The sequence below is a fragment of the Rhodococcus sp. 05-340-2 genome (assembly GCF_002258915.1).
Lineage (GTDB): Bacteria > Actinomycetota > Actinomycetes > Mycobacteriales > Mycobacteriaceae > Rhodococcoides.
Map to the genome: position 1 here is coordinate 144,867 of NZ_NOYU01000017.1, position 22,024 is coordinate 166,890.

The window sequence follows — 22,024 nt, forward strand, 5'->3', positions numbered from 1 at the left end:
GGTCAGGTGAACACCGCAAAACGAACAGCGGGGATGTTCATTTCTGATCGTTATCGATACTTTCTCGTCGAAGGACTTCCATGAACCCACACGAGTGGCCGCGCACGTGGCAGCCGTCCCGACGCGATTTCCTGCGGTCCGCGCTCGTCGCCGCGGGTGCGATCACCGCCGGTGGCGCGCTGTCGGCATGCTCGAACAGCGTCGACCCGAACGTCACCACGCTCGGGTCACGGTTGTCCGACCCCAACTCCAAGCTGGGTGTCGAGGACTTCGTCGCGATGTACCGACAGCAGACCGGGCGGCAGCTCGCCGTCAACACCGTCGACTCCACGTCGTTCCAGGAAAACGTCAACAACTACCTCCAGGGCACGCCCGACGACGTCATCACCTGGATGGGTGGGTACCGGGTGAAGTACTTCGCCGAGAAGGGTCTGGTGGAGGACCTCTCGCCGATCTGGGCGAACCACGGCGGCGGCTTCAACGAGAGCTTCCGCGAGAACTCGACCGGCATGGACGGCAAGCAGTACCTGATCCCGTTCTTCTACTACCCGTGGGCGGTGTTCTACCGGCCGAGCCTGTGGGCCGAGCGTGGGTACGAGCCCCCGGCCACGTACGACCAGTGGGTGGCGTTGAGCAAACAGATGCAGGCCGACGGCCTCACCCCGATCGGCTTCGGTGCCCGAGACGGGTGGCCACCGTTCGGAACGTTCGACTATCTGAATCTGCGCCTGAACGGCGTCGAGTTCCACCGAACCCTGCTCGCCGGCGACGTGAGCTGGACCGACAATCGCGTGCGCTCGGTGTTCGACACCTGGCGTGAACTACTGCCGTTCCACCAGCCACAGCCACTGGGCCGCAAGATCGCCGACGCGCAGATGGCTCTGCTGAACAAGAGCGTCGGCTCACTCGTCGCAGGCATGTTCGTCGCGCAGAGCTTCCCCGCCGGTGCCGAACGCGACGACCTGGACTTCTTCACCTTTCCCGAACTCGACTCCGCCGTCGGAACATCCACGGTCGAAGCTCCCATGGACGGGTTCATGATGCGCACCGACCCGCGCAACCGGCCCGGAGCCGAGGACTTCCTCACCTACATGACCGGACCCGACCCTGCCGTCGCCTACGCGAAGCAGGACCCGCAGGCCATTCCCGCTCACCGTGACGCCGACCTGTCCAGTTTCCCTGCGCTCGTGCGTAAGTCGGCGGATCTGGTGCAGAACGCGGAGGAGATCACCCAGTTCTTCGACCGCGACACCCGCCCCGACTTCGCGTCGATCGTCATGATCCCGGCTCTGCAGCAGTTCATCGGCAACCCGAACGATGTCGACGGTCTGGTCCGCAGCATCGAGCGCCAGAAGTCGGCGGTGTTCGGAACATGATCGTGCGCAGTGCGATTCGACCTCCATCATCCACTCGACATCGAGATCAGGTAATGCCATGACCGCACCCGAACGGGTCAAGTCGCCGAAGGTTCGGCGCAGTGTTCGCGAGAAGTGGACCATCGCGCTCATGCTCGGAGTTCCCGCGCTGATCGTCATCGGTCTCGTCTGGATTCCGACGATCTTCACGGTCATCCTGTCGTTCGCCCGCTGGGACGGCATCGGCGGAACGTCGAGCATCGAGTGGATCGGCACTCGGAACTACGTGGATGCCGTCGAGGCGTACCCACCGTTCCAACAGGCTCTGCACAACAACCTGCTCTGGTTGGCGTTCCTGTTCCTCGTCCCCACCGTCATCGGCATCCTGCTGGCGATCCTTCTGGACAAGAACCTCAAGGGATCTCGGCTCTACCAGAGCATCTTCTACATTCCCGTGGTGCTGTCGATGGCCCTCATCGGTTTCATCTGGCAGCTCATCTACTCCACCGAGGGTGGCGTCCTCAACAGCCTGCTCGGTACCGACGTCGACTGGCTCGGCGATCCGGACATCAACATCTGGGCCGTGATGGTCGCGGCCGGGTGGCGTCATACCGGCTACATCATGCTGTTGTACTTGGCCGGCCTCAAGGCCATCGATCCGTCCGTCCGCGAAGCCGCGTTGATGGACGGGGCCGGGCCTGTTCGGACGTTCTTCAGCGTCATCTTTCCGCTGATGAAGAACACCAATCTGCTCATCGTCGTCATCACCGTCATCGAGGCACTGCGCGCCTTCGACCTGGTGTGGGTGATCAACAGGGGCAGAAACGGATTGGAACTGATATCGGCGTTGGTCACGGCCAACGTCGTCGGTGAAGCAGGCCGCATCGGCTTCGGCTCGGCCCTCGCGACCGTCATGCTTCTCATCTCTCTCGTCTTCATCGCCCTGTACCTCGCCATCGTTCTTCGGAGCAAAGACTGATGACCACTTCACTCACCCGCCCAGCGCCTCCCGAGCGCGATCCGCTGACCCGCAACCGCGCCGCCGTCGCCAACCGTCGGCGCGCAGGCACCGCCCAGATCGCGATGTACGTGCTCCTGACCGTCATGGCGCTCGTCTGGATGTTCCCGCTCGTGTGGGCGGTGTACAACTCGTTCCGCGACTACGACTACGTGCTGCTCAACGGATACCTGTCCGTCGGCGGCTACACGCTGAGCAACTACATCGACTCGTGGCAGATCGGCGGGATCCCGCACTACTTCTTCAACTCGCTGATCATCACCGTGCCGTCGGTGCTGCTCATCCTGTTCTTCGGCTCGATGGCGGCGTTCATCCTGGCGAGATTCAGCTGGAAGTTCAACATCTTCATGCTCGCGGTGTTCATCGCAGGCAACCTGCTGCCCCAGCAGACACTGCTCACGCCACTCTTCCGCCTGTACAACGCAATTCCCGTTCCCTACTGGATGAGCTCCTCCGGTTCGCTGTACGACAGCTACTGGGGCCTGATCATCGTGCACGTCGCATTCCAGACGGGATTCTGCGTGTTCGTGCTGAGCAACTACATGAAAACCGTTCCGCACGAACTGCTCGAAGCCGCCACCGTCGACGGTGCGAGCCTGTTCCGCCAGTACTGGCAGGTGGTGATGCCGCTGTGCCGCCCCGCGTTGGCCGCTCTCGCCACACTGATGGTGACGTGGATCTACAACGACTTCTTCTGGGCTCTGGCTCTGATGGTGAGCGGGGACAAACTCCCGGTGACGACGGCGCTGCAGAATCTGCAGGGTAGCTTCTTCACCGACACCAATCTCCTCGCCGCGGGTTCGGTGCTGGTGGCTCTACCGACAGTGCTCGTATTCGTTGCGCTGCAACGCCATTTCGTGTCCGGTCTGACGATGGGTGCCAACAAGTGAGTTTTTCCGTCCTTCGCCGTGACGGTGTCATGGTGATCCTCGGGCCGTCGTCCACCGCCGTTCCGGCTGTGCTGCACTGGGGTACCGATCTGGGCGAACTGTCCGAGAACGACCTCACCGAGCTGCGAAGAGCCGCGATCCCCGCCGTTCCGCATTCGAGCGTCGACGTTCCGCGGTGGCTCACCCTCGCGCCCGGTGGCGACGACGCCTGGCAGGGAACACCGGCTCTGGCACTGCACCGCTCCGGCACCGTCCAATACCCGCGGTGGGCCGACGTCACCGTTCGCTCCGGTGAATTCGATTGTGCGGTGCAGGCGTCCGACTCCGAGTTGGGAATTGCGTGGTCCATCGAGTTGTCACTCGAGGTCGGTGGATCACTGCGAGTTCGGCAGAGTGTCCGGAACATCTCCGGCGGACCCTTGACCGTCGACGGCGTCGTGACCCTGATGCCGTTGCCGGACAACGCAACCGAACTGCTCGACCTGACAGGACGGCATTGCCGCGAACGCACCCCACAGCGACGACGGTTCGACCACGGCTCGACCGTGCGCGCCTCTCGCCGCGGACGCACCGGGCACGACGCCACCCTCGTCCTAACCGCCGGCAGTGAAGGCTTCGGCTTTCGCAGCGGCGAGGTGTGGGGTGCGCATGTCGCCTGGAGCGGTGATCACCTGCATCTGGCCGAGCGCCTACCGGAGCGGGCCGGTCAGGCCTCGGGCGTGCTGGGTGGCGGTGAGCTGCTCGCGCCCGGCGAGGTGGTATTGCAGGACGGCGATACCTACACGAGTCCGTGGGTGCACTTCGTCTATTCCGCTGCAGGACTCGACGGTTCCGCCCAGTCGCTGCACCGATGGTTGCGATCTCGACCCTCACATCCCACCTCGCCGCGGCCGGTGGTGTTGAACGTATGGGAAGGCGTCTACTTCGACCACGATCTCGCACGGCTTCGCGGGATCGCGGACGTCGCCGCGCACGTGGGCGTCGAACGATTCGTTCTCGACGACGGCTGGTTCCGGCACCGACGCGACGATCGAGCCGGTCTCGGCGACTGGCAGGTGGACGAGGGCGTATGGCCCGACGGGCTGGCACCGCTGTTCGATCACGTCCGCGAACTCGGTATGAGTCCAGGGCTGTGGTTCGAGCCCGAGATGGTCAACCTGGATTCCGATATCGCTCGGGCTCATCCGGATTGGCTGCTCGCGGCACCCGGACGAGTGCCCCTCGAATGGCGTCACCAGCACGTGCTGGATCTGACCCGTCCTGATGTGTTCGAGTACCTGCTCTCGTCGATCGATGCGGTCTTGGCGACCGAGCGACCGGACTACGTGAAGTGGGATCACAACCGGGACCTGATGCTGGCCGTCGATTCCGACGGCCGCGCTGCGGTGCATGCTCAGACCTCGGCGTTCTACCGGTTGCTGGACGAGCTTCGGTCCCGACATCCGAACGTCGAGTTCGAGTCCTGTGCTTCCGGTGGTGCGCGCATCGACCTCGAGGTCCTCGAACACACCGACCGGGTGTGGGCGTCGGACACCAACGATCCACTCGAACGTCAACGCTTGCAACGGTGGACGACGCAGCTGCTGCCGCCGGAGCTGATCGGCTCGCACGTCGGGCCGCAGATCGCGCATACGTCGGGTCGATGGTCCACTCTCCAGTTCCGTTGCCTGACGTCACTGTTCGGCCACGCAGGGTTGGAGATGGACGTCACCGAGCTCTCGTCCGAGGACCACGAATACCTGAGGTCGTGGACTGCGCTGTACAAGGAACTGCGCGGGCTACTGCACACCGGCGACGTAGTACGCGCCGACCATCCCGACCCGAGCGTCTGGGTGCACGGCGTCGTCGCAGCGGATCTGTCGGAGGCCGCGTATTCGGTAGTGCGGATGGACACCTCGCCCGAGGATCGCACCGATCGGGTCCGCCTCCCTGGTCTGGATCCACATGTTCGGTACCGCGTCGAATTCGTGCGTGAGCTCAGCGACCTGGGCAACGGCATCGAACTACCGCAATGGATCGCCGACGGTGGAGTTGTCGAGCTGTCGGGTTCGATGTTGGCGCAGGCGGGCGTGGCACTACCGGTGCTGTTCCCGCAGACGGGTGTGTTGCTGCGGGTGCGAGCTGCCTGAGGGGCTCAGTCCCAGTTCACCTGGGACGCCATGTTCAGTAGCTTTGCTCGACGCGTGTCGTTGGTCTCGCCGATTCGCGCGATGCGACCGTAGACGTGGGCTCGGAAGTCGTTGTGGTCGTGCCGATTCTGCTGGGCTCCGCCGGTCGTGATGCAGTTGTGCAGCAGTGCCCGGAGAGTGTCGTACTCCTCTCGGGGCACTGCCGGCCACGAGTTGACGACAAGCCCGGTCAGCTGTTGTCGCTGATGAGCGCGCCTGACCCGAGTCTTGTCGGGATGAATCGTGAAGCCCTCATCGTGCGCGATCTGGGAGATCAGCCACAGCAGTCTGTCGACGTCGATGTCTGCACCACCGGAGAACGCCAGGTCGTCTGCGTATCGGCTGTAGCGGGCTCCGACAGATCGGGCCAGTCCGGTGGCTCGGATATCGAGTTGTCGTGCAGCGAGATTGGCCAACGCAGGAGACGTGGGCGCGCCCTGCGGCAGGTGGGTGGCGCGAAGCCGCGCCGCGGTGGGACGGTCCACACCGACCAATTCGCCGGCAGGGGTGACCGTCGTGCAGAGCGCGGCGAGATTAGCCGCGACCTTCCTGGGATAGCCGACCGTCTCGAAGATCGCGACCACTCGGTCGAACCCGATGGACGGAAAGAAGCGTCGGAGATCTACCGAGACCACCACATCGCGTTCGGCATGCGGGATCGCAAACGTCCGCGGGCTGCGGGCCTTCCGAAAGCCGTGTGCAGCCGGGTGAGCCGGGATGCGATCGAGTATGCGGCGCAGTATCTTTCGTTGGATCTCGCGCAACCTCGGCTTGGGCACCTCCAACAGCCGAATGCCCTGCCGCTTGTCGAGTCGCGCAGATCGGTAGTGCTGCAACGGGAACGGCGCAGTACGTAGCCGGCCCTGCAGGTCGGCGAACCATTCGATTTCGGAGATCGTCAGGTCGAGAGATCGAGCCAGCTGACCGGTCGTTTCGTACCGCGGCACCTCGAATCGCCAGGGTTTGTGGCCGGTACGCGCCCCCGGTCGCTGCGAGGACGCGGAGGGCTCCGAGATGAACGGAAGGTCGCGCAACAGAACGAAAATCGATGCCTCGTCGAACGGCGGACTCGGATACAGGTTGATGATGCGATCGGCCAACCACGACGCCTTTTCAGGCGTGAGACGCGCGAACGCGACCTCGAGGCCTGATCGCGTCCACTCGGCATCTGCCGCCAACCGAGCCAGTGTCGCAGCGGCCCTGGGCGTCAGTTCCCGTTCGCTCACAAGAACTGACCGTTCACACGCGGCAACCTGACATGCAACGGCGCGGGGCGACCGAAATCTTTCGTCCTCGGAGCTGCCAAGCACGCGTAGCGTGCCGAGCTGCTTCGGACGCAGTGCTCGATTCTCGTGATGTACCCAGGGGTTACCCCTGAGAGCGGTCCCATGGACCAACTCTCGCCCACGCGCCGCTGCATCCCTCCACCATGCCAAAGGGAAGCAGATCTGTCAGCGCCTTGCCCGCGGGACCGTCACGGCAGAATCGATTCGACTGCGCCCATGAAGTCTGAGAACCATGGCCGCACCTGATGGTTCACTATCGTCCACCGCGCGCAACTACCCGCCGATCGACTGCGATTCTGAACGCCCAGGTTCGAAGCGCAGGAAGTGGAACCATCACGGGCTCCGCCGCGTCCAAGGACGTAGACGTTCGCGAGAAATGGGTGAGGCAATGCGCAGGGCACGACGATGGATGCCGGCGATGGCGGTAATTCTGCTGGCCGCGGGCTGCTCGAGCACCACCGATGGCGACGCCCTTGCCGGCGCGACATCGAGCGCGACGGCAAGTACAACGCCCTCAGCGCCGACGCCGTGGGACCCATGCACCATCCCCGACGAGGCCATCGAGCAAGCGGGACTGAACGTGGAGACGAAGGAGTCGGGGGTGTTCGGCCGGGATCAGAATGGATTCAAGATTTGCAGCTGGGAGACGCAACCTCCGAGCAGCGAGTACACCTTCTCGATATTCGTCGGACTGGAGAGCATCGATTACATAGACGATCCGAGCTACTTCGACCGCCTCCAACCTGTTCGAGTGGGCACGCGTGACGCCACCCAGTACCAACAACTGTCTGCTGACGCGTCCCGAAACTGCGGTGTCGCCTTCGCGGCCGGGCCTGAACTGATCAGAGCCACGATCGTTACCAGTGCGTTGGTCAAAAACCCGCTGTACGCCCCGTGCACGGAGCTGAACTCTCTGGTCGCAGGGCTCGACTCGGAACTCCCCAGCTGAATCCACCGACCGAGAGATGCAGAAGTCGTGACCGAAGCCAGGCCAAACCTCATCGCACACTGGCAAGATCTCAACGCCCAAGCCGACGCCGGCACCATCACCATTCCCCCCGACGTTGCCGCGAAGTGCGACGCGGCATGCGCTGCCTACCTCGTACACCTCGCCAGGATGCAAGCTCGAGCAACCCAGTTGACCGAAGTCAAGTCCTGGGGCGACCTCAAGTCTGCCCAGGATTTGCAAGCCAAGTTCCTCGCGAAAGCCACCGGCACGGATCGGTCTCTCGACATCATTCTTCAGCAGCACATCGACGTCATCGAATCGATGCGGATGCTCTTTCGTCGCTACTTCGACGAGGCCGAGGCAACCGACACCCAGACGTCTGCGAACATCACCGCAGTCGCTCCGGGAAGCTAGCGCAACACTTTTCGATAGTTCGGTTCGGCGCACCATCGGACCCACGAACACCTCGGTCCACCCAGTATCAAATGCGCTCGTTCGAGCTCGGCCACGCGATCGTGGCCCTCGCAGTCGTCGACGATCAGGCCCCCAGGGCTCCTCCTCGCGCGCACGCGGAACCAATCGACCCGCCCACGATTCGACCGACAGAGACAATCCACGCCCCCCCCGCGGGCATTCACGCCCCGCGCACGCGGTGTGCATTACCGCCGAGGGCGTGAATCCCAGCAACCACGCGTGAATCCCAGCATCGGGGCACCTACGTGACACCTTGTCCGTCATTGCACGTGACAGTTGTCAACAGTTCGTCGTGACGGCCGAAACGACGTGCCATTTCGCGTTGACCTTGCCTTTCGCCCGCGTGAAGAGTCTGATGCGTCGCCGAAAAACACGGCTGAAGATCCGATGACGAAGGGCGAAGGGAATCGCAGATGATCACGCAGAATTCGACTCGCACCGAGGCTGTGGGTACCGAGACAGCACTCGCGGTACACGCCACCGGCGTCCACAAGTCGTTCAGCGACTCCACGGGCTCGAAGTTCCGCGCCGTTCGCGAGTTGAACCTCTCGATTCCCCGCGGGCATGTTGTGGCGTTTCTCGGGCCGAACGGCGCAGGCAAGAGCACGACGATCGACATGATCCTCGGACTCACCGAACCGGACGGCGGCACCATCGAGGTGCTCGGCACCGATCCGCTGACCGCCGCGTCGACAGGACGCGGCGCCGCGGTACTGCAGTCCGGTGGACTGTTGCCGGACGTCACTGTCGGCGCACTGGTCGCGATGATGGGCTCTCTGTACATCGGTGCCGATCCTGCTGCGGCGATCACCCGCGCCGGACTCGGTGATCTGGTGAATCGACGTGTATCGAAATGCTCTGGTGGCGAACAGCAGAAGGTTCGGTTCGCCCTCGCGCTTCTGTCCAACCCCGAACTACTACTGCTCGACGAGCCGACCGCCGGCATGGATGTCACTGCCCGCAAACACTTCTGGCAGGCGATGCGCGCCCAGGCCGCGAACGGCACCACGGTCATGTTCGCGACCCACTACCTCGAAGAGGCACAGGACTTCGCCGATCGAATCGTCGTCATCGTCGACGGCGCCATCGTCGCCGACGGCACGGTGGCTCAGATCGAGGCCACCGTCTCCAATCGGACCGTCGACGCCAACTTGCCACGCACCGAGGCCGAATACGTTGCAGGGCAGACCGGCTCGCGACTGCAGGAACTCGCCAACGGCCGGTTCCGCTTCGTGTGCACCGATACCGACCCCGTGGTGCGCGCACTGAGCACCTCGACCTCCGCGACAGATATCGCGATCGTGTCGGCCTCACTCGACGAAGCATTTTCGGCGCTGACCGACCGCACTCACCAGAACTGAGGACATCCGATGACCACTACGACCTCACTACGCCCCCGCCGCGGACTACACCCCACGTTCGTACTGCACGACATCCGCAGGCAGATCACCCCACAGAATCTGATCTTCACCGTCGCGCTGCCCGCCGTGCTCTACCTCGCCCTGTTCCGCGTCGTGGAACCCAGCGCCGGAGTCGATCTGCCGCACGGCAACTTTCAGGCCTGGATGATGATCGGAATCGCCGTCTACGGTGCGTCTATCGGCACCATCTCGCGGGCCGCGGGCATCTCGAACGAGAAGGCCAACGGCTGGCTGCGGACAATTCGCCTGTCGCCCTTGGGTGCCGGCGGCTACGTCGCATCGCGCATCATTGCCTGCCAGGTGTACGCGGCCATCCCGGTCATCGTGGTCGGCGTCCTCGGAGCACTCACCGGAGCCCGCGCCGACGCGATCGTCTGGATCACCGGCCTCGTCGTGGCCTGGATCGGATCTGCCATCTTCTCCGCTCTCGGCCTTGTGCTGGGAATGCTGCTGCCACCCGAGGTCGTCACCCACGTTCCTGGCGTCGTCATGACCGGCCTCGCCTTCCTGGGCAACATCTTCATCCCGCTCTCGGGCGGCATGCTCGCAGTCGCACAGGTGACACCACTCTATGGTGTGGCGACACTGGCACGGTACGCACTGACCGACGGCTACAACCTCGACGGATCTCACGCCTCACTGGCTGGTGCGCTCATCAACGTCGCGGCCTGGTTCTTCGGATTCTCCTTCGCCGCCGTCCGACGATTCGCTGGGGCAACCGGGCGCCAGTGACACACGGTCACGGTTGCCCAGCGCCTGGGCGTCGTCGATAGTGTGGGTTCCTCACCCGGAGAAAGTGACGCAGTGACCACGCAGAAAACCGATGCCCGACGCGACGAGCGGTTCCCCAGCGCGTTGGTCGCGTTCATTGCGAGTTGGTTCGTCGTCGCGTTGTTCACGTTCATTTCACTGACAACGGTGTTCGATCACCGGGAAAGCATCGGATACGGGCTTGCTCTCCTGTCCGCAGCGATGGTCGTCTTCATTGCGGTCATCCTGGTGCTGGCACAACGCATGTCGGTACTGGGACGCGTCGATTCACGGCTGACGGTGGCGGCATGGATCGCGATTCCGCTCGGCATCGTCCTCGTCCCGCTTTCCGAGGTCTGGGAGATGAGCGCGATGTCGGTGGCGATCGCGGCGACCTTGGTACGTGGGCGCTGGGCACCAGCCGTCGTCGGCGGTGTGTTCGTCATTGCGACCGTTGTCACTGTCGGCGTGGACCGCGCTGAGCCCCTAGAGGCGTTCGGAATCACGTTGTTCAACACGTGTACGACTGTGGTGCTGATCGTACTCACCGAACTTGCACTGGCACTCGACGCTTTGCGTGCATCACGTGAACAGGTTGCCCGGCTGCTCGTCGATGCTGAGCGCCATAGGATTTCGCGGGATTTGCATGACGTCATCGGCCGCACTCTGGTGACCGCGCAGCTACGCAATCAGGCTGCACTTCAGATGTTCGAGAACCAGCCGGAGAAGGCGCGCGAGCAGCTCGGGCACGTGCACGACGTTCTCAACAATGGTCAGGCCGATCTCAGGAGGATTACCAGCGGACCCATCCTCGACGACTTCGCGTCGGAGCTGGCAGCCGTCCAAGCGATGTGTGCCCGGCTGGGCATCGACTGCCTCACCTCGGTGGAAGCCCCGCCGGGCAGCGACGTGGACCGCATCTTCGCCGCCGTCGTACGCGAATCGTCGACCAACATGCTCAAGCATGCTCACCCGCGCAGGTGCACCGTTCGAGTCACCGCTGAGAAGGACTCCGACGTCTTCGAGTTCACCAACGACGGCGTCACACGTGAGGAGACCGACGCAGGTACGGGAACCGGGATCGCTGCACTGACCCGTCAGGTCGAGGACGTCGGAGGCAGATTCACAGCCGGCAAGACGTCAGCGGGTACCGAGTTTCGAGTCGTGGCCACCATCCCGAGGGCAAAGGCAGACGTATGACGATCACCGTGTTGCTCGCCGAGGACGTCGCTCTACTGGCCGAAGCCTTCGAGGTGCTGCTGTCGACCGACCCGGACATCGAGGTGGTCGGACGAGTGTCCCGAGGAGACGAAGTATGCGATGCCGTAAGTCGACTGCGACCGGACCTAGTCCTGATGGACATCGACATGCCCGGTATGACGGGTATCCAGGCTACGGCCGCCCTTCGAGCAATGAATGATCGCACCCCGGTGCTGCTGCTGACTGCCCTACCCGGCAGCGGGCATGTGCACGATGCATTGGCCGCTGGAGCGAACGGGTATCTCCTCAAGAGCACGGACGCGGTGCACCTTTTCGCCGGTATCAAGGCGGTGTTCTCGAAACACACCGTCATCGATCCGGCCTTGGCTGCCGAAGCATTGCGGGCGGGGCCGAATCCCTTGCGAGAGCGCGAACTCGACGTGTTGAGGCTCGTCGATCAAGGGTTGTCCACCAAGCAGATCGGCGAACGCTTGTTTCTCAGCCCCGGAACGGTGCGCAATTATCTCTCGAGCATCATCACCAAGTTGGACGCAAGCAGCCGACTCGAGGCAATAAAGTCCGCACGCGAAAACGGGTGGCTGTAGGCGTACCCGGTGGTTCACGATCGACCTCGATGCGCGGGAAGTCGCCGATCGGATGCGATCGTGAACCCTCAGGTCGGCTGAACGATCAGCCTCCGTGTGCCTCGACGGCCACGGGCTGCCATTCGCGCCAGTTGGCCAATCGCGACTCGTAGTCCTTCGTCGCGATCTGCAGCGGTGCGTCGCCGAAAAAGACTCGCAGTGGCGGCTTTTCGGCGTCGATGACCTTGAGCAGTGCCGACCGTGTTGCGCTCGGATCACCAGGAGTTGCCTGCCGGGCGCTGCGCAGCTTCGCTGCCTTGTCCCTGACCGGATCGTAGGCGGCGATATCGGTGGACTTCTTCGCAGACGGGCCGGACCAGTCGGTGGAGAACCCACCCGGCTCGATGAGCGTCACGTGGATACCGAAGTCCTCGACCTCCTGCGCCAATGCCTGACTGAAGCCCTCGAGAGCCCACTTGGAGGCGTGGTACGCACCGACATTCGGGAATGCGGAGATTCCGCCGATGGACGACACCTGCAAGATGTGGCCACTCCCCTGCTCACGCATGAACGGTAGCGCCGCCTGCGTGACCCACAGCGCTCCGAAGACGTTGGTCTCGATCTGCGCGCGGGCGTCCTCCTCGGAGATCTCCTCGATCATGCCGAACTGGCCGTATCCGGCGTTATTGATGACGATGTCGAGTGAGCCGAACTTGTCGTAGGCCTGCTGCACGGCCGCGAAGTCGGCCGCGCGATCGTTGACGTCGAGCTCGATCGGCAGGATCGCGTCGCCGTACTGCTCCACGAGATCCTTCAGAGTGTCGGTGTTGCGAGCAGTGCCTGCGACCCGGTCGCCACGTTCGAGGGCTGCGATCGCCCACTCGCGGCCGAACCCCTTGGAGGTGCCGGTGATGAACCACGTTTTGGCTGCCATGAATCTCGTCCCTTCGCTACACGGACAAAAGTAGGGACGACGTCCGCTGCAAACGCCTCTCGGCGAGTGGTCGCTCGAAGCGACAAATGGGGTGAGGCCCGGGGCTTGCCAAGCGAACGCCGTCGAAAGAGTCCAACGAGGTGCCCTCGCTGACTATTCCCCGCACGTCAGCTGTGTTCGGTGATCATCACTGCCATGGTGTTCGGCTCGAGCGCCTCGAAGATGTGCGGCACATCGCCGGGGTAGGCAACGTAGTCACCCGCAGACAGTTCGACGGCCTCACCCATCGGCCCCACCATGGCCCGCCCGGCGCTGAGCACCACATGTTCGACGACTCCGGGCGAGTGCGGGTCCGAGCGCCTCGGTTCACCGACGTCCGCGCTGATCAGATAGATGTCCCGTCGAGCGTTCGGTGGAGACGACGCCAGCAGCGTCGCCGTGTAGTCCGCCCTGTCCGACGCGAATCTCGGCCCCTCCCCCGCACGGATCAGGCGGACCGACTGCTTCGCGGGTTCGACCAGTCTGGAGAACGGCACGTCGAGGGTGACGCTGAGCGCCCAGAGGGTCTCGAGACTCGGATTTCCGGTGCCCGATTCCAGTTGCGACAGAGTCGATTTGGCAATGCCGGCTCGGCGCGCGACTTCCGCCAGAGACAGGCCGACGCGGCGTCGTTCCTGCTGGAGAGCAGCAGCGATCGCCGCGATCGGTGGACCGGTATCCGCCATTCGTTCACTCCATCGGTACATACGTTTGATTTGACGAACAGCTTAACATCGTCCACTATAACGACCATGCGTTCGACATGGCGAACCCTCAGGGTTACGAGCTTCGGCGGGGTCAACATCCGCGACATCGCGTTGGTCTGCCTGGCCGACGCCCTGGTCGGTGCGTCGTTCGGTGCGATCTCCGTGGCCGCTGACCTGCCGTTGTGGCTACCGGTCGTGATGTCACTTGTGGTCTTCGCCGGGTCCTCGCAGTTCATCTTCGTCGGCATTCTGGCGGCCGGCGGAAATCCCGTTGCCGCCGTCGCCAGCGCGTTGCTCGCCAACATCCGACTGGTTCCGCTCGGCTTCTCCATCGGTGAGGTGTTTCGCAACGTCTCGCCGTTGAAGCGGCTACTCGGAACTCACCTCATCACCGACGAGGCAGTGGCCTTCAGCGTTGCCGAAAAGGACGAGGGCAACCGTCGAACAGCATTCTGGCTGTGCGGGATCGGACTGTTCGTCACCTGGAACATCGGCGTCGTGATCGGCACGCTCGGCGGCGGCGCGATCACCGATACCGCCGCACTCGGTCTCGATGCCGCATTCCCGGCGATCCTGCTGGGACTGATCATGCCTGCACTCCGAGACCGGGCCACCCGCAACGCAGCCCTCGTCGGAGCCTGCATTGCGCTCGTCGCATCGATGTTCCTGCCCAGCGGACTTCCCGTGCTCCTGGCACTGATTGCCGTCGTACCTGCCATGCTCTCCAATGCTCCTGTCGCACAGAAGGAATCCGCATGAACCTCACGATTCCCCTACTCGCACTGGTCATCGGCACCTACGCGCTCCGCATCGCCGGCCCGGCACTCCGAACCCGAGTCACCATCTCACCTCGCATCGACAAGGTGATGACCACTGCCGTCGCCGTCATCTTCGTGGCATTGGTAGCCACATCGAGCCTCCTCGTGGGCAAGGACTTCGCTGGATTCGCGTTGCCCGCAGGAGTCGCTGTTGCCGCTGTACTGGCCTGGCGACGAGCGCCGTTCGTCGTCATCGTTCTCGCCGCAGCTGCCACTACTGCGGGACTTCGATGGGTCGGCGTCAGCTGAGTCTGCAAGACTGGGTTGGTGTCCGAGTCCCCTGTCCAGTCCGTCGACCGCGCGATCGAGGTGCTCGAATACCTTGCCGACCACGGTGAATCCGGCGTACAGGACGTTGCGGCGCACCTCGAGGTGCACAAGTCCACGGCTTTTCGCCTGCTCAGCGCACTGGAATTTCGCAGACTCGTCGAGCAACCCGGTGAGCGCGGCAAGTATCGCCTCGGCATCGGCCTGATCCGCCTCGCGTCGTCCGTATCCGCTCAACTCGACATCACCCGCATCGCCCGACCGATCCTGCAGGAACTCGCCGACACCATCGGCGAGACCGTCAACATCGCTGTGCCCGACGGCAACGTGACCGTCAACATCGATCAGGTCCGGGGCGGCTCGTCGATCATCAGTCACAACTGGCTCGGTGAGAGGTCGGCTCTGCATGCAACGTCGAGCGGGAAAGCCCTGATGGCGTACGACGACTCGCTCCTGAAGGCCGGCGTCGACGGTCATCTCGAACTGTTCACCGCGAACACCATCACCACCAAGGCCGATCTGCTCGACGAGATCGAGACGGTCCGTGCCACCGGAATCGCCTACGCACGCGAGGAGTTGGAGATCGGACTCAACGCGACGGCGGCCACGATCCTGAGCTACGACGGTTCCGCGGTGGGTGCGATCACCGTCTCGGGTCCCGCCTATCGACTGGACGAGGACCGCCTGACGTCGGCGGGGGTATCCGTTCTCGATGCTGCGCAGCGCGTTTCGACGCTATTGGGATGGTCCGGTCACGCGTGATCCGACCCAGTCCTGGAATGCCCTGATGTGATGCTCGGCGGGCACCAGAACGCCGCCGTCGCGATACATCCGTGACGACATCGCCGGCTGACACCGCTCGCACGCCTCGAAATCCTGCTCGTTGACGCGATGGAACAGCTCCACCGACTTGTCCATCGTCGCCGCACTGTGCGGATCTGCCACCACCGCAGGGGCATAGAGCCAATCGCATTCGACGACCGTCCGATCCGCGGACATCGGGAACATCCGATGGATGATGACGTGATCGGGAACCAGGTTGACGAACACCGTCGGCCTGATCGTGATCGCGTAGTAGCGGCGATCGCGATCCTCGCCCACCCCGTCCAGGGCGTCGAATCCGTGGGAGCCGTCGACGGTGAATCCGGCTATGTCGCTGCCGAATTCGGCCCCGTGGCCCACGTACGTCTGCGCGGCCATACCGTCGGCGAACTCCGGCAGCACCTCGGTGAGCTCGGGGTGAATCGTCGCGCAGTGATAGCACTCCATGAAGTTCTCGACGATGAGCTTCCAGTTGGCCTTGACGTCGTAGACGATGCGACGCCCGAGGGCGAGTGACTCCATGTCGTACGAATCGATGGCACCCACACCCCCGAGCCGTTCGCGAACGTCGCCCTGCACCGTCTCCTCAAAGGACGGAGCCTCCTCGGCCACGCACACCCAGACATACCCGAGCCATTCGTGGACGTGCACCTTACGGAGCCCGTACTCCACCCGATCGATCATCGGCATATCGATCAGGTTCGGAGCTGCGATCAGCTTGCCGTCGAGATCGTACGTCCATGCGTGATAGGGACATTGAAAGTTTCGACGCACCGTGCCCGACGCCTCGGTGCACAGTGTCGCGCCGCGGTGTCGACAGATGTTGAAGAACGCGGTCACACCGCCCTTCCGATTGCGGCTGATCAGAATCGACTCTCGACCGACCTGAACCGTGCGGAATTCTCCGGGTTCTCCGATGTCGTCCGATCTGATGGCACAGAACCACATCTGCTCGAAGATCTGCTCCTGCTCGCGGACGAAATATGCCGGATCGACGTAGGTGTCACCTGCCAACGTGGGAAGCAAGGTCGGCTCGGGATCCAACTCCGGCTCCAGCATCGTCATGCCGACACCACCTGGTCGGCACTCGATCGGCCGGGATCGAACAGCGCGATCGGATGCTTCGTCTCGCCGTCGATCGCGAGGTCCGCGAGGACTTCTCCGATCACCGGAACGAACTTGAAGCCGTGCCCCGAGAACCCGCACGCCACCGTCACATTCGCGTGGTCCGGGTGCTTGGCGACAACGAAGTGCTCGTCGGGCGTCGTGGTGTACATGCACGTCCTGGCGTCCAGGTGTGGCCCGGACAGCGCAGGAAACGTGGTGACGATGCGCTGCTGCAACCGAGCGATCTCCTCGGGATGCACTGTGCGATCGATGGTGTCGGGATCGCACGGCGTTCCGGCGCGGAAGAACGAGATCTTCACGCCTCCGCCCTCCCCGTCGATGGCCGGAAAGCCGTAGATCTGATCCGGCCCGTCCCCGCAGATGTAGACGGGGTGGTGCGAGCTGTCGAAGGCCGCTTCGCCCGACTCCGGGGTGATCCAGTGCATCACCTGCCGTTCGACCACCATCGGTACGCCGATCTCGGCCAGCAGCTTCGGCGCCCACGCTCCCGGTGAAATGACCAGTGCACCAGCGGTGTAGGTGCCGGCCACCGTGGTCACGGTCACCGAGGAGTCGGTGGATTCCCAACCGAGCACCTTTTCGTCGTAGCGCAGTTCGGCACCCGCAGCCTCGGCGAGATCGAGATGCGCGGCGACCGTCGTCTCGGGTCGCGCGATGCCCGCCTTCTCCTCGAAGAGTGCGAACTCGTCGGGCTGCAGCCGTACCGTCGGGAAGCGCCGCTGCGCCTCGGCAGGGTCGAGTACGTCGTGCTTCAGACCCCACTTCTCCGATGCCAACAGACTTCCACCGAACGTGAGCCCGTCCGGCCGTCCCACGTAGAGGCCACCGGTTTCGGTGAACACGTCCCGCCCACTGTCCGAGGCGAGGTCGTGCCACAGTTCGTACGCGCGCAGGAGCAACGGTACGTAGGCCGGGTCCTCGAAGTACGACTGACGGTAGATGCGGGAGCCACCGTGACTCGATCCGAGCGCATGCGCGGGTCCGAACTGGTCGATACCCAGCACCCGCTGTCCGCGTCGGGCGAGGTGACAGGCGGCGGCGCTTCCCATGCCGCCGATACCGAGGACGATCACGTCATAGGTCATATCAACACCTGATCTTGTTCATATCGGGATCCACCAGCGGTTCGGCCATGACCGTCGCGGGTAGTAGGTCACGGAAGTACTGCACTGCAACGTGTTCGCCGGGTTGCAACCCTGCCGGTAGCCAGGCGTAGGCCACCGTTTTGCCGATCGTGTAGCCGTAGGCGGCACTGGTGACGTAGCCAGCCACGGTGCCGTCGATCAAGACCGGTTCCTTGCCCATCACCACGTGCGACGGGTCGTCCAACGTCAGGCAGGTCAACACCGGTCCGTCGCCTCCCTCCTGCAATGCCGAGGCTCCGACGAAGTCGCCCTTGGCTTTTCGCACCGCGAACCCGAGACCCGCTTGATACGGATCGTGTTCGGTGGTCATGTCGGTGCCCCACGACCGGTAGCCCTTCTCGATCCGGAGACTGTTGAACGCACTGCGCCCCGCTGCGACCACGCCGTGCGCCTGCCCGGCGTCCCACAGGGTGTCCCACAGGCGCAGTGCGGTATCGGCATCGGTGTACAGCTCCCAGCCGAGCTCGCCCACGTACGACAGTCGCAGCGCCAGGACGTCGACCCCGCCGACGTGAATGGTCCTGCCGTTGAAGTACTTCAGACCGGTATGCGAGATGTCTGCCGAGGTGAGCGGAGCCAGTACCTCCCGCGCCAACGGTCCCCACAGACCGATACAGGCGGTGGCACCGGTGATGTCGCGAACGTACACATCACTGCCGGCATGGCGCAGCATCCAGTCTTCGTCGAGCGGACCGTTCACTCCCACCTGGAATCGATCCTCGGCCACCCGCGCGACGGTCACGTCGCTGCGAACACCGCCGGTCTCGTCGAGCATCAGTGCGTAGGTGACGCTTCCGACCTTCTTGTCGAGCTGGTTGGTCGTCAATTTCTGCAGCAGTGCCAGCGCGCCGGGCCCGCCGACCTCGAGGCGTCGGAGCGGGGTCATGTCGTACATCGCGACGGCTTCGCGAGTGCGCCAGGCCTCGACGGCGCTGATCGGTGACCAGAATTTCGCCGACCACGGCTCCCGTTTGGGTGCCTGCCACTGTTCCGGAAGTTGTTCGAGCAGAACACTGTTGGCTTCGTACCAGTGCGGTCGCTCCCACCCGGCACCGTCGAGGAACATCGCGCCGAGCTCCTGCTGACGACCGTAGAACGGGCTGACGCGGAGCGGTCGCGGTTCCACCTTGGGCTGCAGTGGATGGATGATGTCGTACACCTCGACGAAGTTCTGCGCACTGGTGCGTGCCACGTTCGACGGCACCAGGTCGGTCTTCTCGAATCGGTAGAGGTCGCACTCGTGCATGTCGATCTCGCTGTGACCGGTGATCATCTGCTCGGCAAGCGATTTCGCCACACCGGCAGAATGCGTCACCCAGATCGCCTCGGAAACCCACAGGCCCTGCACTTCTCGTGATTCACCGACGATCGGCGCGCCGTCCGGGGTGAAGGAGAAGATGCCGTTGAACGCGTGCTGAATCTTCGCTCCTCCGAGAGTGGGAAGGAGCTCGGTGCTGCGTTGCCAGGCGTCGGCGAAATCGTTCTCGGTGAACGGCATCGACGACGGCATGTTCTGTGCGGTCACGTTCTCACTGGAACCCAGGTCGCGGGAATCGACGGGCATGGGACGGTGGTGATACGAGCCGATTCCCAGGTGATCGCCGTGTTCGCGGTAGTAGAGCCGCTCATCCTGATGGCGCAGAATGGGCAGAATCGCTTCGGTACGCGCTCGACGCGACGGCAGGTCCAACTCGGACGTATGCGCGTACTGATGCGCCAGCGGCTGCAGGGGTACCCGCATGCCGAGGAGGTCACCCAGCTCCGGCCCCCAGAATCCGGCGCAGCAGACGACGATGTCGGCCTCGAACGTGTGCTCGCCCGCCCGCACGGCCGTCACTCGGCCGCTGCTCTGGTCGATCGACGTGACGTCCATGCCGCCGATGAAGCGCGCACCGCGGGCGGTGGCTTGCTCGGCCTGCGTCGCGCTGGCCTTCACGGCCTTGGCCAGCCCGTCGTCGGGGGTGTGCAGACCGGCGAGTATGCGGCCGCGATCGAGCAGGGGGTAGAGCTCGAGGCATCGCTCGGCGTCGACCACTTCCGATGTCAGGCCCCAGGACGACGCGAAGCCGTGGCGTCGATGCAGCTCGTCGACGCGCTCGGGCGTCGTCGCCACCTCGAGGCCACCGACGTCGAGAAAGCAGTCGAGGCTCTTGAACTTGGAGGCCGTGTAGGCCGCGAAGCGCGACATCGATCGGGACGAATTGGTGGCGAACACCAGGCCCGGCGCATGCGAGGTGGAGCCTCCGGTGAGCGGGAGTGGGCCCTTGTCCAGGACTGTCACGTCCGTCCAGCCACGAGCGGTGAGTTCGTCGGCGAGGCTGCAGCCGACGATTCCGGCACCGACGATCACAACCCTCGGGATGCTCGAGGACATGACACGCTCCTAGGGGGTGTACGTCGAGTTGATTTAGTTGCACAATACGAACTGCACTTCGTATAGCGCAACAGATTCACACGATCGAAACTCGAGCGTTCCACCGCCGCAACGGGGTGATCTCACGCTGGGTACAACACGAGCACTGCACACCCTCAGGTCCCCGGAGGCCCGACCATGACCGCAACGTTCTCCACCCGCGTCCTGCTCGACGTCGGTCGCGCCGAGGATCTCCCCGACGGCGAGGCCTTACGCGTCACCCCGGCCGGAGCACCGCCGATCGCGATCTTCAACGTCGAAGGTGAGTTCTTCGCCATCGACGACACCTGCACCCACCAGGACGCCTCACTGTCCGAGGGCTGGGTCGAAGGCTGCGCCGTCGAATGCCCCTTGCACACAGCATGTTTCGATCTCCGCACCGGTGCTGCACTCGGCGCGCCCGCCAAGGTTCCGGTGCGAACGCACGCCGTACACGTCGAGGACGGGGTCATCCGCATCGCGGTTACCCCGTGAAATCGGTGACCGTGGTCGGGGCCTCGCTCGCAGGAGTGGCCGCGGCGCGGGCACTGCGCGATCAGGGCTTCGACGGCCGAATCACGATGATCGGCGACGAAGTGCACCTGCCGTACGACCGGCCGCCGCTGTCCAAGAGCTTTCTGCTCGGGGACGAATCCGCACTGCCCCTCGACATCGACGGCCTCGATGTCGACTGGCGGCTGGGTTGCGTGGCGACCGGCCTGTCGGGGACCACGGTCTCGACCACATCAGGGGACATCGGTGCCGATGCGGTGGTGGTCGCAACGGGTGCATCCGCCGTCCGCCTGCCGGGGACCATCGGCGTCGACGGGATTCATGTGCTCCGCAGCCTGGACGATGCCCGTGCACTGCGGTCTTCGCTGTCGTCGGGAGTTCGGGTCACGGTGGTCGGAGCCGGGTTCATCGGTAGCGAAGTAGCCTCCACTGCAGTGGGACTGGGCGCGTCGGTGACAGTTGTCGAGGCCTCGAAGACACCGCTTGCCCGCGTGTTCGGTAGTGAGCTGGGCTCACTGATCGCCGGGTGGCATCGGAACGCCGGTGCGACACTACTGACCGGAGTATCGGTGGCCGGATTCGTCGTCGACGCGGGCCGGGTGCGTGCGGTGGAATTGGCGGACGGTTCAATGATCGAGTCCGACGTGGTCGTCCTCGGCGTCGGCTCGATGCCGAACGTCGGCTGGCTCGACGGATCCGGCTTGGAAATCCACGGCGGAGTGGTGACCGATCAGCGCGGTATCACCGCGAACCCGGCTGTCGTCGCCGTCGGTGACTGCGCTGCGGTGCGAGATGCCACCGGGGTGATTCGACGCGACGAACACTGGACCTCCGCCGCCACCCGACCTGCCGTCGCCGTCGAAGCGCTCCTCACCGGTGGGTCCAAGAGATTCACCGGACTGCCGTACGTGTGGTCGGACCAATACGCCGCACGAATCCAATTCGCCGGACATCACGGACCCGACTGCGTAGCCGACATAGTCGAGGGCGACCCCGCCACCGGACCCTTCGTCGCGATCTACCGACGCGATGATCACCCCGTCGCCGTGCTCGCGGTCTCCTCGCCGCGATCATTCGGCAAATGGCGCCGCCAGGTGGTCGATACCGCGAACCTGGTGACCTGAGCGTCCACAATTTCCCTCCCACCCCGCCGCCGCTCACCCC

General features: G+C 64.0%; 21 protein-coding genes. 15 read left to right on the forward strand and 6 right to left on the reverse strand.

The window, feature by feature from the left end:
- Positions 1 to 80: 80 nt before the first annotated feature.
- Genes CH271_RS10360 through CH271_RS10375 form a run of 4 tightly spaced genes read left to right on the forward strand, consistent with a single transcriptional unit; the run spans position 81 to position 5,392 of the window.
- Positions 81 to 1,376: an ABC transporter substrate-binding protein gene (locus CH271_RS10360; protein ID WP_094611283.1), complete on the forward strand. Its 1,296-nt coding sequence runs from the start codon at positions 81 to 83 to the stop codon at positions 1,374 to 1,376.
- A 58-nt stretch (positions 1,377 to 1,434) separates the two neighbouring features.
- On the forward strand, positions 1,435 to 2,334 hold the full coding sequence (locus CH271_RS10365; protein WP_094633493.1) for a carbohydrate ABC transporter permease: 900 nt from the start codon (positions 1,435 to 1,437) through the stop codon (positions 2,332 to 2,334).
- Positions 2,334 to 3,263 (forward strand): carbohydrate ABC transporter permease, encoded by a 930-nt coding sequence (locus CH271_RS10370; protein WP_094633494.1) that lies wholly within the window; start codon positions 2,334 to 2,336, stop codon positions 3,261 to 3,263. The genes CH271_RS10365 and CH271_RS10370 overlap by 1 nt, the downstream gene beginning before the upstream one ends.
- Complete coding sequence (locus CH271_RS10375) at positions 3,260 to 5,392, forward strand: alpha-galactosidase (RefSeq protein ID WP_256986345.1); 2,133 nt, start codon at positions 3,260 to 3,262, stop codon at positions 5,390 to 5,392. Before CH271_RS10370 ends, CH271_RS10375 begins: the two co-directional genes overlap by 4 nt.
- 5 nt (positions 5,393 to 5,397) lie before the next feature.
- Here the strand turns inward: CH271_RS10375 and CH271_RS10380 are convergent, their stop codons facing one another.
- Positions 5,398 to 6,657, reverse strand: a complete 1,260-nt coding sequence (locus CH271_RS10380) for a reverse transcriptase family protein (RefSeq protein ID WP_256986346.1) — start codon at positions 6,655 to 6,657, stop codon at positions 5,398 to 5,400.
- 478 nt (positions 6,658 to 7,135) lie between these two features.
- Here CH271_RS10380 and CH271_RS10385 point away from each other — a divergent pair, with 478 nt between their 5' ends.
- The 6 genes from CH271_RS10385 to CH271_RS10410 all read left to right on the forward strand — a co-directional run bounded on the left by CH271_RS10385 (position 7,136) and on the right by CH271_RS10410 (position 12,116).
- Entirely contained in the window at positions 7,136 to 7,666 is a 531-nt protein-coding gene (locus CH271_RS10385; RefSeq protein WP_256986347.1) for a DUF3558 domain-containing protein, read from the forward strand.
- Positions 7,667 to 7,693: 27 nt separating this feature from the next.
- Complete coding sequence (locus tag CH271_RS10390; protein ID WP_094633496.1) at positions 7,694 to 8,080, forward strand: hypothetical protein; 387 nt, start codon at positions 7,694 to 7,696, stop codon at positions 8,078 to 8,080.
- Positions 8,081 to 8,553: 473 nt separating this feature from the next.
- On the forward strand, positions 8,554 to 9,501 hold the full coding sequence (locus tag CH271_RS10395) for an ABC transporter ATP-binding protein (protein ID WP_094633497.1): 948 nt from the start codon (positions 8,554 to 8,556) through the stop codon (positions 9,499 to 9,501).
- Positions 9,502 to 9,510: 9 nt separating this feature from the next.
- Entirely contained in the window at positions 9,511 to 10,293 is a 783-nt protein-coding gene (locus CH271_RS10400; protein WP_094633498.1) for an ABC transporter permease, read from the forward strand.
- A gap of 72 nt (positions 10,294 to 10,365) precedes the next feature.
- Complete coding sequence (locus CH271_RS10405; RefSeq protein ID WP_094633499.1) at positions 10,366 to 11,511, forward strand: sensor histidine kinase; 1,146 nt, start codon at positions 10,366 to 10,368, stop codon at positions 11,509 to 11,511.
- Positions 11,508 to 12,116: a response regulator transcription factor gene (locus tag CH271_RS10410; RefSeq protein WP_094633500.1), complete on the forward strand. Its 609-nt coding sequence runs from the start codon at positions 11,508 to 11,510 to the stop codon at positions 12,114 to 12,116. Before CH271_RS10405 ends, CH271_RS10410 begins: the two co-directional genes overlap by 4 nt.
- Positions 12,117 to 12,201: 85 nt before the next feature.
- Here the strand turns inward: CH271_RS10410 and CH271_RS10415 are convergent, their stop codons facing one another.
- Together CH271_RS10415 and CH271_RS10420 are read right to left on the reverse strand one after the other, a co-directional pair.
- Positions 12,202 to 13,029 (reverse strand): SDR family oxidoreductase, encoded by an 828-nt coding sequence (locus tag CH271_RS10415; protein WP_094633501.1) that lies wholly within the window; start codon positions 13,027 to 13,029, stop codon positions 12,202 to 12,204.
- Positions 13,030 to 13,196: 167 nt separating this feature from the next.
- On the reverse strand, positions 13,197 to 13,754 hold the full coding sequence (locus CH271_RS10420) for a helix-turn-helix domain-containing protein (RefSeq protein WP_094633502.1): 558 nt from the start codon (positions 13,752 to 13,754) through the stop codon (positions 13,197 to 13,199).
- A gap of 66 nt (positions 13,755 to 13,820) precedes the next feature.
- Between CH271_RS10420 and CH271_RS10425 the strand changes: the two genes are divergently transcribed.
- From CH271_RS10425 to CH271_RS10435, 3 genes are read left to right on the forward strand one after another with little or no spacing between them, the layout of a single operon-like run.
- Positions 13,821 to 14,534, forward strand: a complete 714-nt coding sequence (locus CH271_RS10425; protein ID WP_094633503.1) for an AzlC family ABC transporter permease — start codon at positions 13,821 to 13,823, stop codon at positions 14,532 to 14,534.
- Complete coding sequence (locus CH271_RS10430; protein ID WP_037195442.1) at positions 14,531 to 14,842, forward strand: AzlD domain-containing protein; 312 nt, start codon at positions 14,531 to 14,533, stop codon at positions 14,840 to 14,842. Before CH271_RS10425 ends, CH271_RS10430 begins: the two co-directional genes overlap by 4 nt.
- Positions 14,843 to 14,860: 18 nt before the next feature.
- The gene (locus CH271_RS10435; RefSeq protein WP_094633529.1) at positions 14,861 to 15,622 is read left to right on the forward strand and encodes an IclR family transcriptional regulator; all 762 of its coding nucleotides are present in this window, start codon (positions 14,861 to 14,863) and stop codon (positions 15,620 to 15,622) included.
- Here CH271_RS10435 and CH271_RS10440 read toward each other — a convergent pair.
- From CH271_RS10440 to CH271_RS10450, 3 genes are read right to left on the reverse strand one after another with little or no spacing between them, the layout of a single operon-like run.
- Positions 15,596 to 16,747, reverse strand: coding sequence for an aromatic ring-hydroxylating oxygenase subunit alpha (locus CH271_RS10440; protein WP_094633504.1), 1,152 nt, complete (start codon positions 16,745 to 16,747; stop codon positions 15,596 to 15,598). The two genes, CH271_RS10435 and CH271_RS10440, sit on opposite strands and share 27 nt — an antisense overlap.
- Positions 16,744 to 17,895: an N-methyl-L-tryptophan oxidase gene (solA, locus tag CH271_RS10445; RefSeq protein WP_094633505.1), complete on the reverse strand. Its 1,152-nt coding sequence runs from the start codon at positions 17,893 to 17,895 to the stop codon at positions 16,744 to 16,746. Before solA ends, CH271_RS10440 begins: the two co-directional genes overlap by 4 nt.
- Position 17,896: 1 nt before the next feature.
- Positions 17,897 to 20,329 (reverse strand): GcvT family protein, encoded by a 2,433-nt coding sequence (locus CH271_RS10450; protein ID WP_094633506.1) that lies wholly within the window; start codon positions 20,327 to 20,329, stop codon positions 17,897 to 17,899.
- A gap of 177 nt (positions 20,330 to 20,506) precedes the next feature.
- Between CH271_RS10450 and CH271_RS10455 the strand changes: the two genes are divergently transcribed.
- Positions 20,507 to 20,842 (forward strand): bifunctional 3-phenylpropionate/cinnamic acid dioxygenase ferredoxin subunit, encoded by a 336-nt coding sequence (locus tag CH271_RS10455; RefSeq protein WP_197477884.1) that lies wholly within the window; start codon positions 20,507 to 20,509, stop codon positions 20,840 to 20,842.
- A complete protein-coding gene (locus tag CH271_RS10460) occupies positions 20,839 to 21,984 on the forward strand; it encodes an NAD(P)/FAD-dependent oxidoreductase (RefSeq protein ID WP_179274764.1) in 1,146 nt (381 codons plus the stop codon). Before CH271_RS10455 ends, CH271_RS10460 begins: the two co-directional genes overlap by 4 nt.
- Positions 21,985 to 22,024: the final 40 nt, after the last annotated feature.

Excerpts from the sequence above, each read along its gene's own strand:
- CH271_RS10425 (WP_094633503.1), top strand. The coding sequence starts at position 13,821 with ATGCGTTCGACATGGCGAACCCTCAGGGTTACGAGCTTCGGCGGGGTC.
- CH271_RS10440 (WP_094633504.1), bottom strand. The coding sequence starts at position 16,747 with ATGACGATGCTGGAGCCGGAGTTGGATCCCGAGCCGACCTTGCTTCCC.
- CH271_RS10455 (WP_197477884.1), top strand. The coding sequence starts at position 20,507 with ATGACCGCAACGTTCTCCACCCGCGTCCTGCTCGACGTCGGTCGCGCC.
- CH271_RS10410 (WP_094633500.1), top strand. The coding sequence starts at position 11,508 with ATGACGATCACCGTGTTGCTCGCCGAGGACGTCGCTCTACTGGCCGAA.
- CH271_RS10370 (WP_094633494.1), top strand. The coding sequence starts at position 2,334 with ATGACCACTTCACTCACCCGCCCAGCGCCTCCCGAGCGCGATCCGCTG.
- solA (WP_094633505.1), bottom strand. The coding sequence starts at position 17,895 with ATGACCTATGACGTGATCGTCCTCGGTATCGGCGGCATGGGAAGCGCC.
- CH271_RS10415 (WP_094633501.1), bottom strand. The coding sequence starts at position 13,029 with ATGGCAGCCAAAACGTGGTTCATCACCGGCACCTCCAAGGGGTTCGGC.
- CH271_RS10385 (WP_256986347.1), top strand. The coding sequence starts at position 7,136 with ATGGCGGTAATTCTGCTGGCCGCGGGCTGCTCGAGCACCACCGATGGC.
- CH271_RS10400 (WP_094633498.1), top strand. The coding sequence starts at position 9,511 with ATGACCACTACGACCTCACTACGCCCCCGCCGCGGACTACACCCCACG.
- CH271_RS10450 (WP_094633506.1), bottom strand. The coding sequence starts at position 20,329 with ATGTCCTCGAGCATCCCGAGGGTTGTGATCGTCGGTGCCGGAATCGTC.
- CH271_RS10420 (WP_094633502.1), bottom strand. The coding sequence starts at position 13,754 with ATGGCGGATACCGGTCCACCGATCGCGGCGATCGCTGCTGCTCTCCAG.
- CH271_RS10395 (WP_094633497.1), top strand. The coding sequence starts at position 8,554 with ATGATCACGCAGAATTCGACTCGCACCGAGGCTGTGGGTACCGAGACA.
- CH271_RS10365 (WP_094633493.1), top strand. The coding sequence starts at position 1,435 with ATGACCGCACCCGAACGGGTCAAGTCGCCGAAGGTTCGGCGCAGTGTT.
- CH271_RS10360 (WP_094611283.1), top strand. The coding sequence starts at position 81 with ATGAACCCACACGAGTGGCCGCGCACGTGGCAGCCGTCCCGACGCGAT.
- CH271_RS10430 (WP_037195442.1), top strand. The coding sequence starts at position 14,531 with ATGAACCTCACGATTCCCCTACTCGCACTGGTCATCGGCACCTACGCG.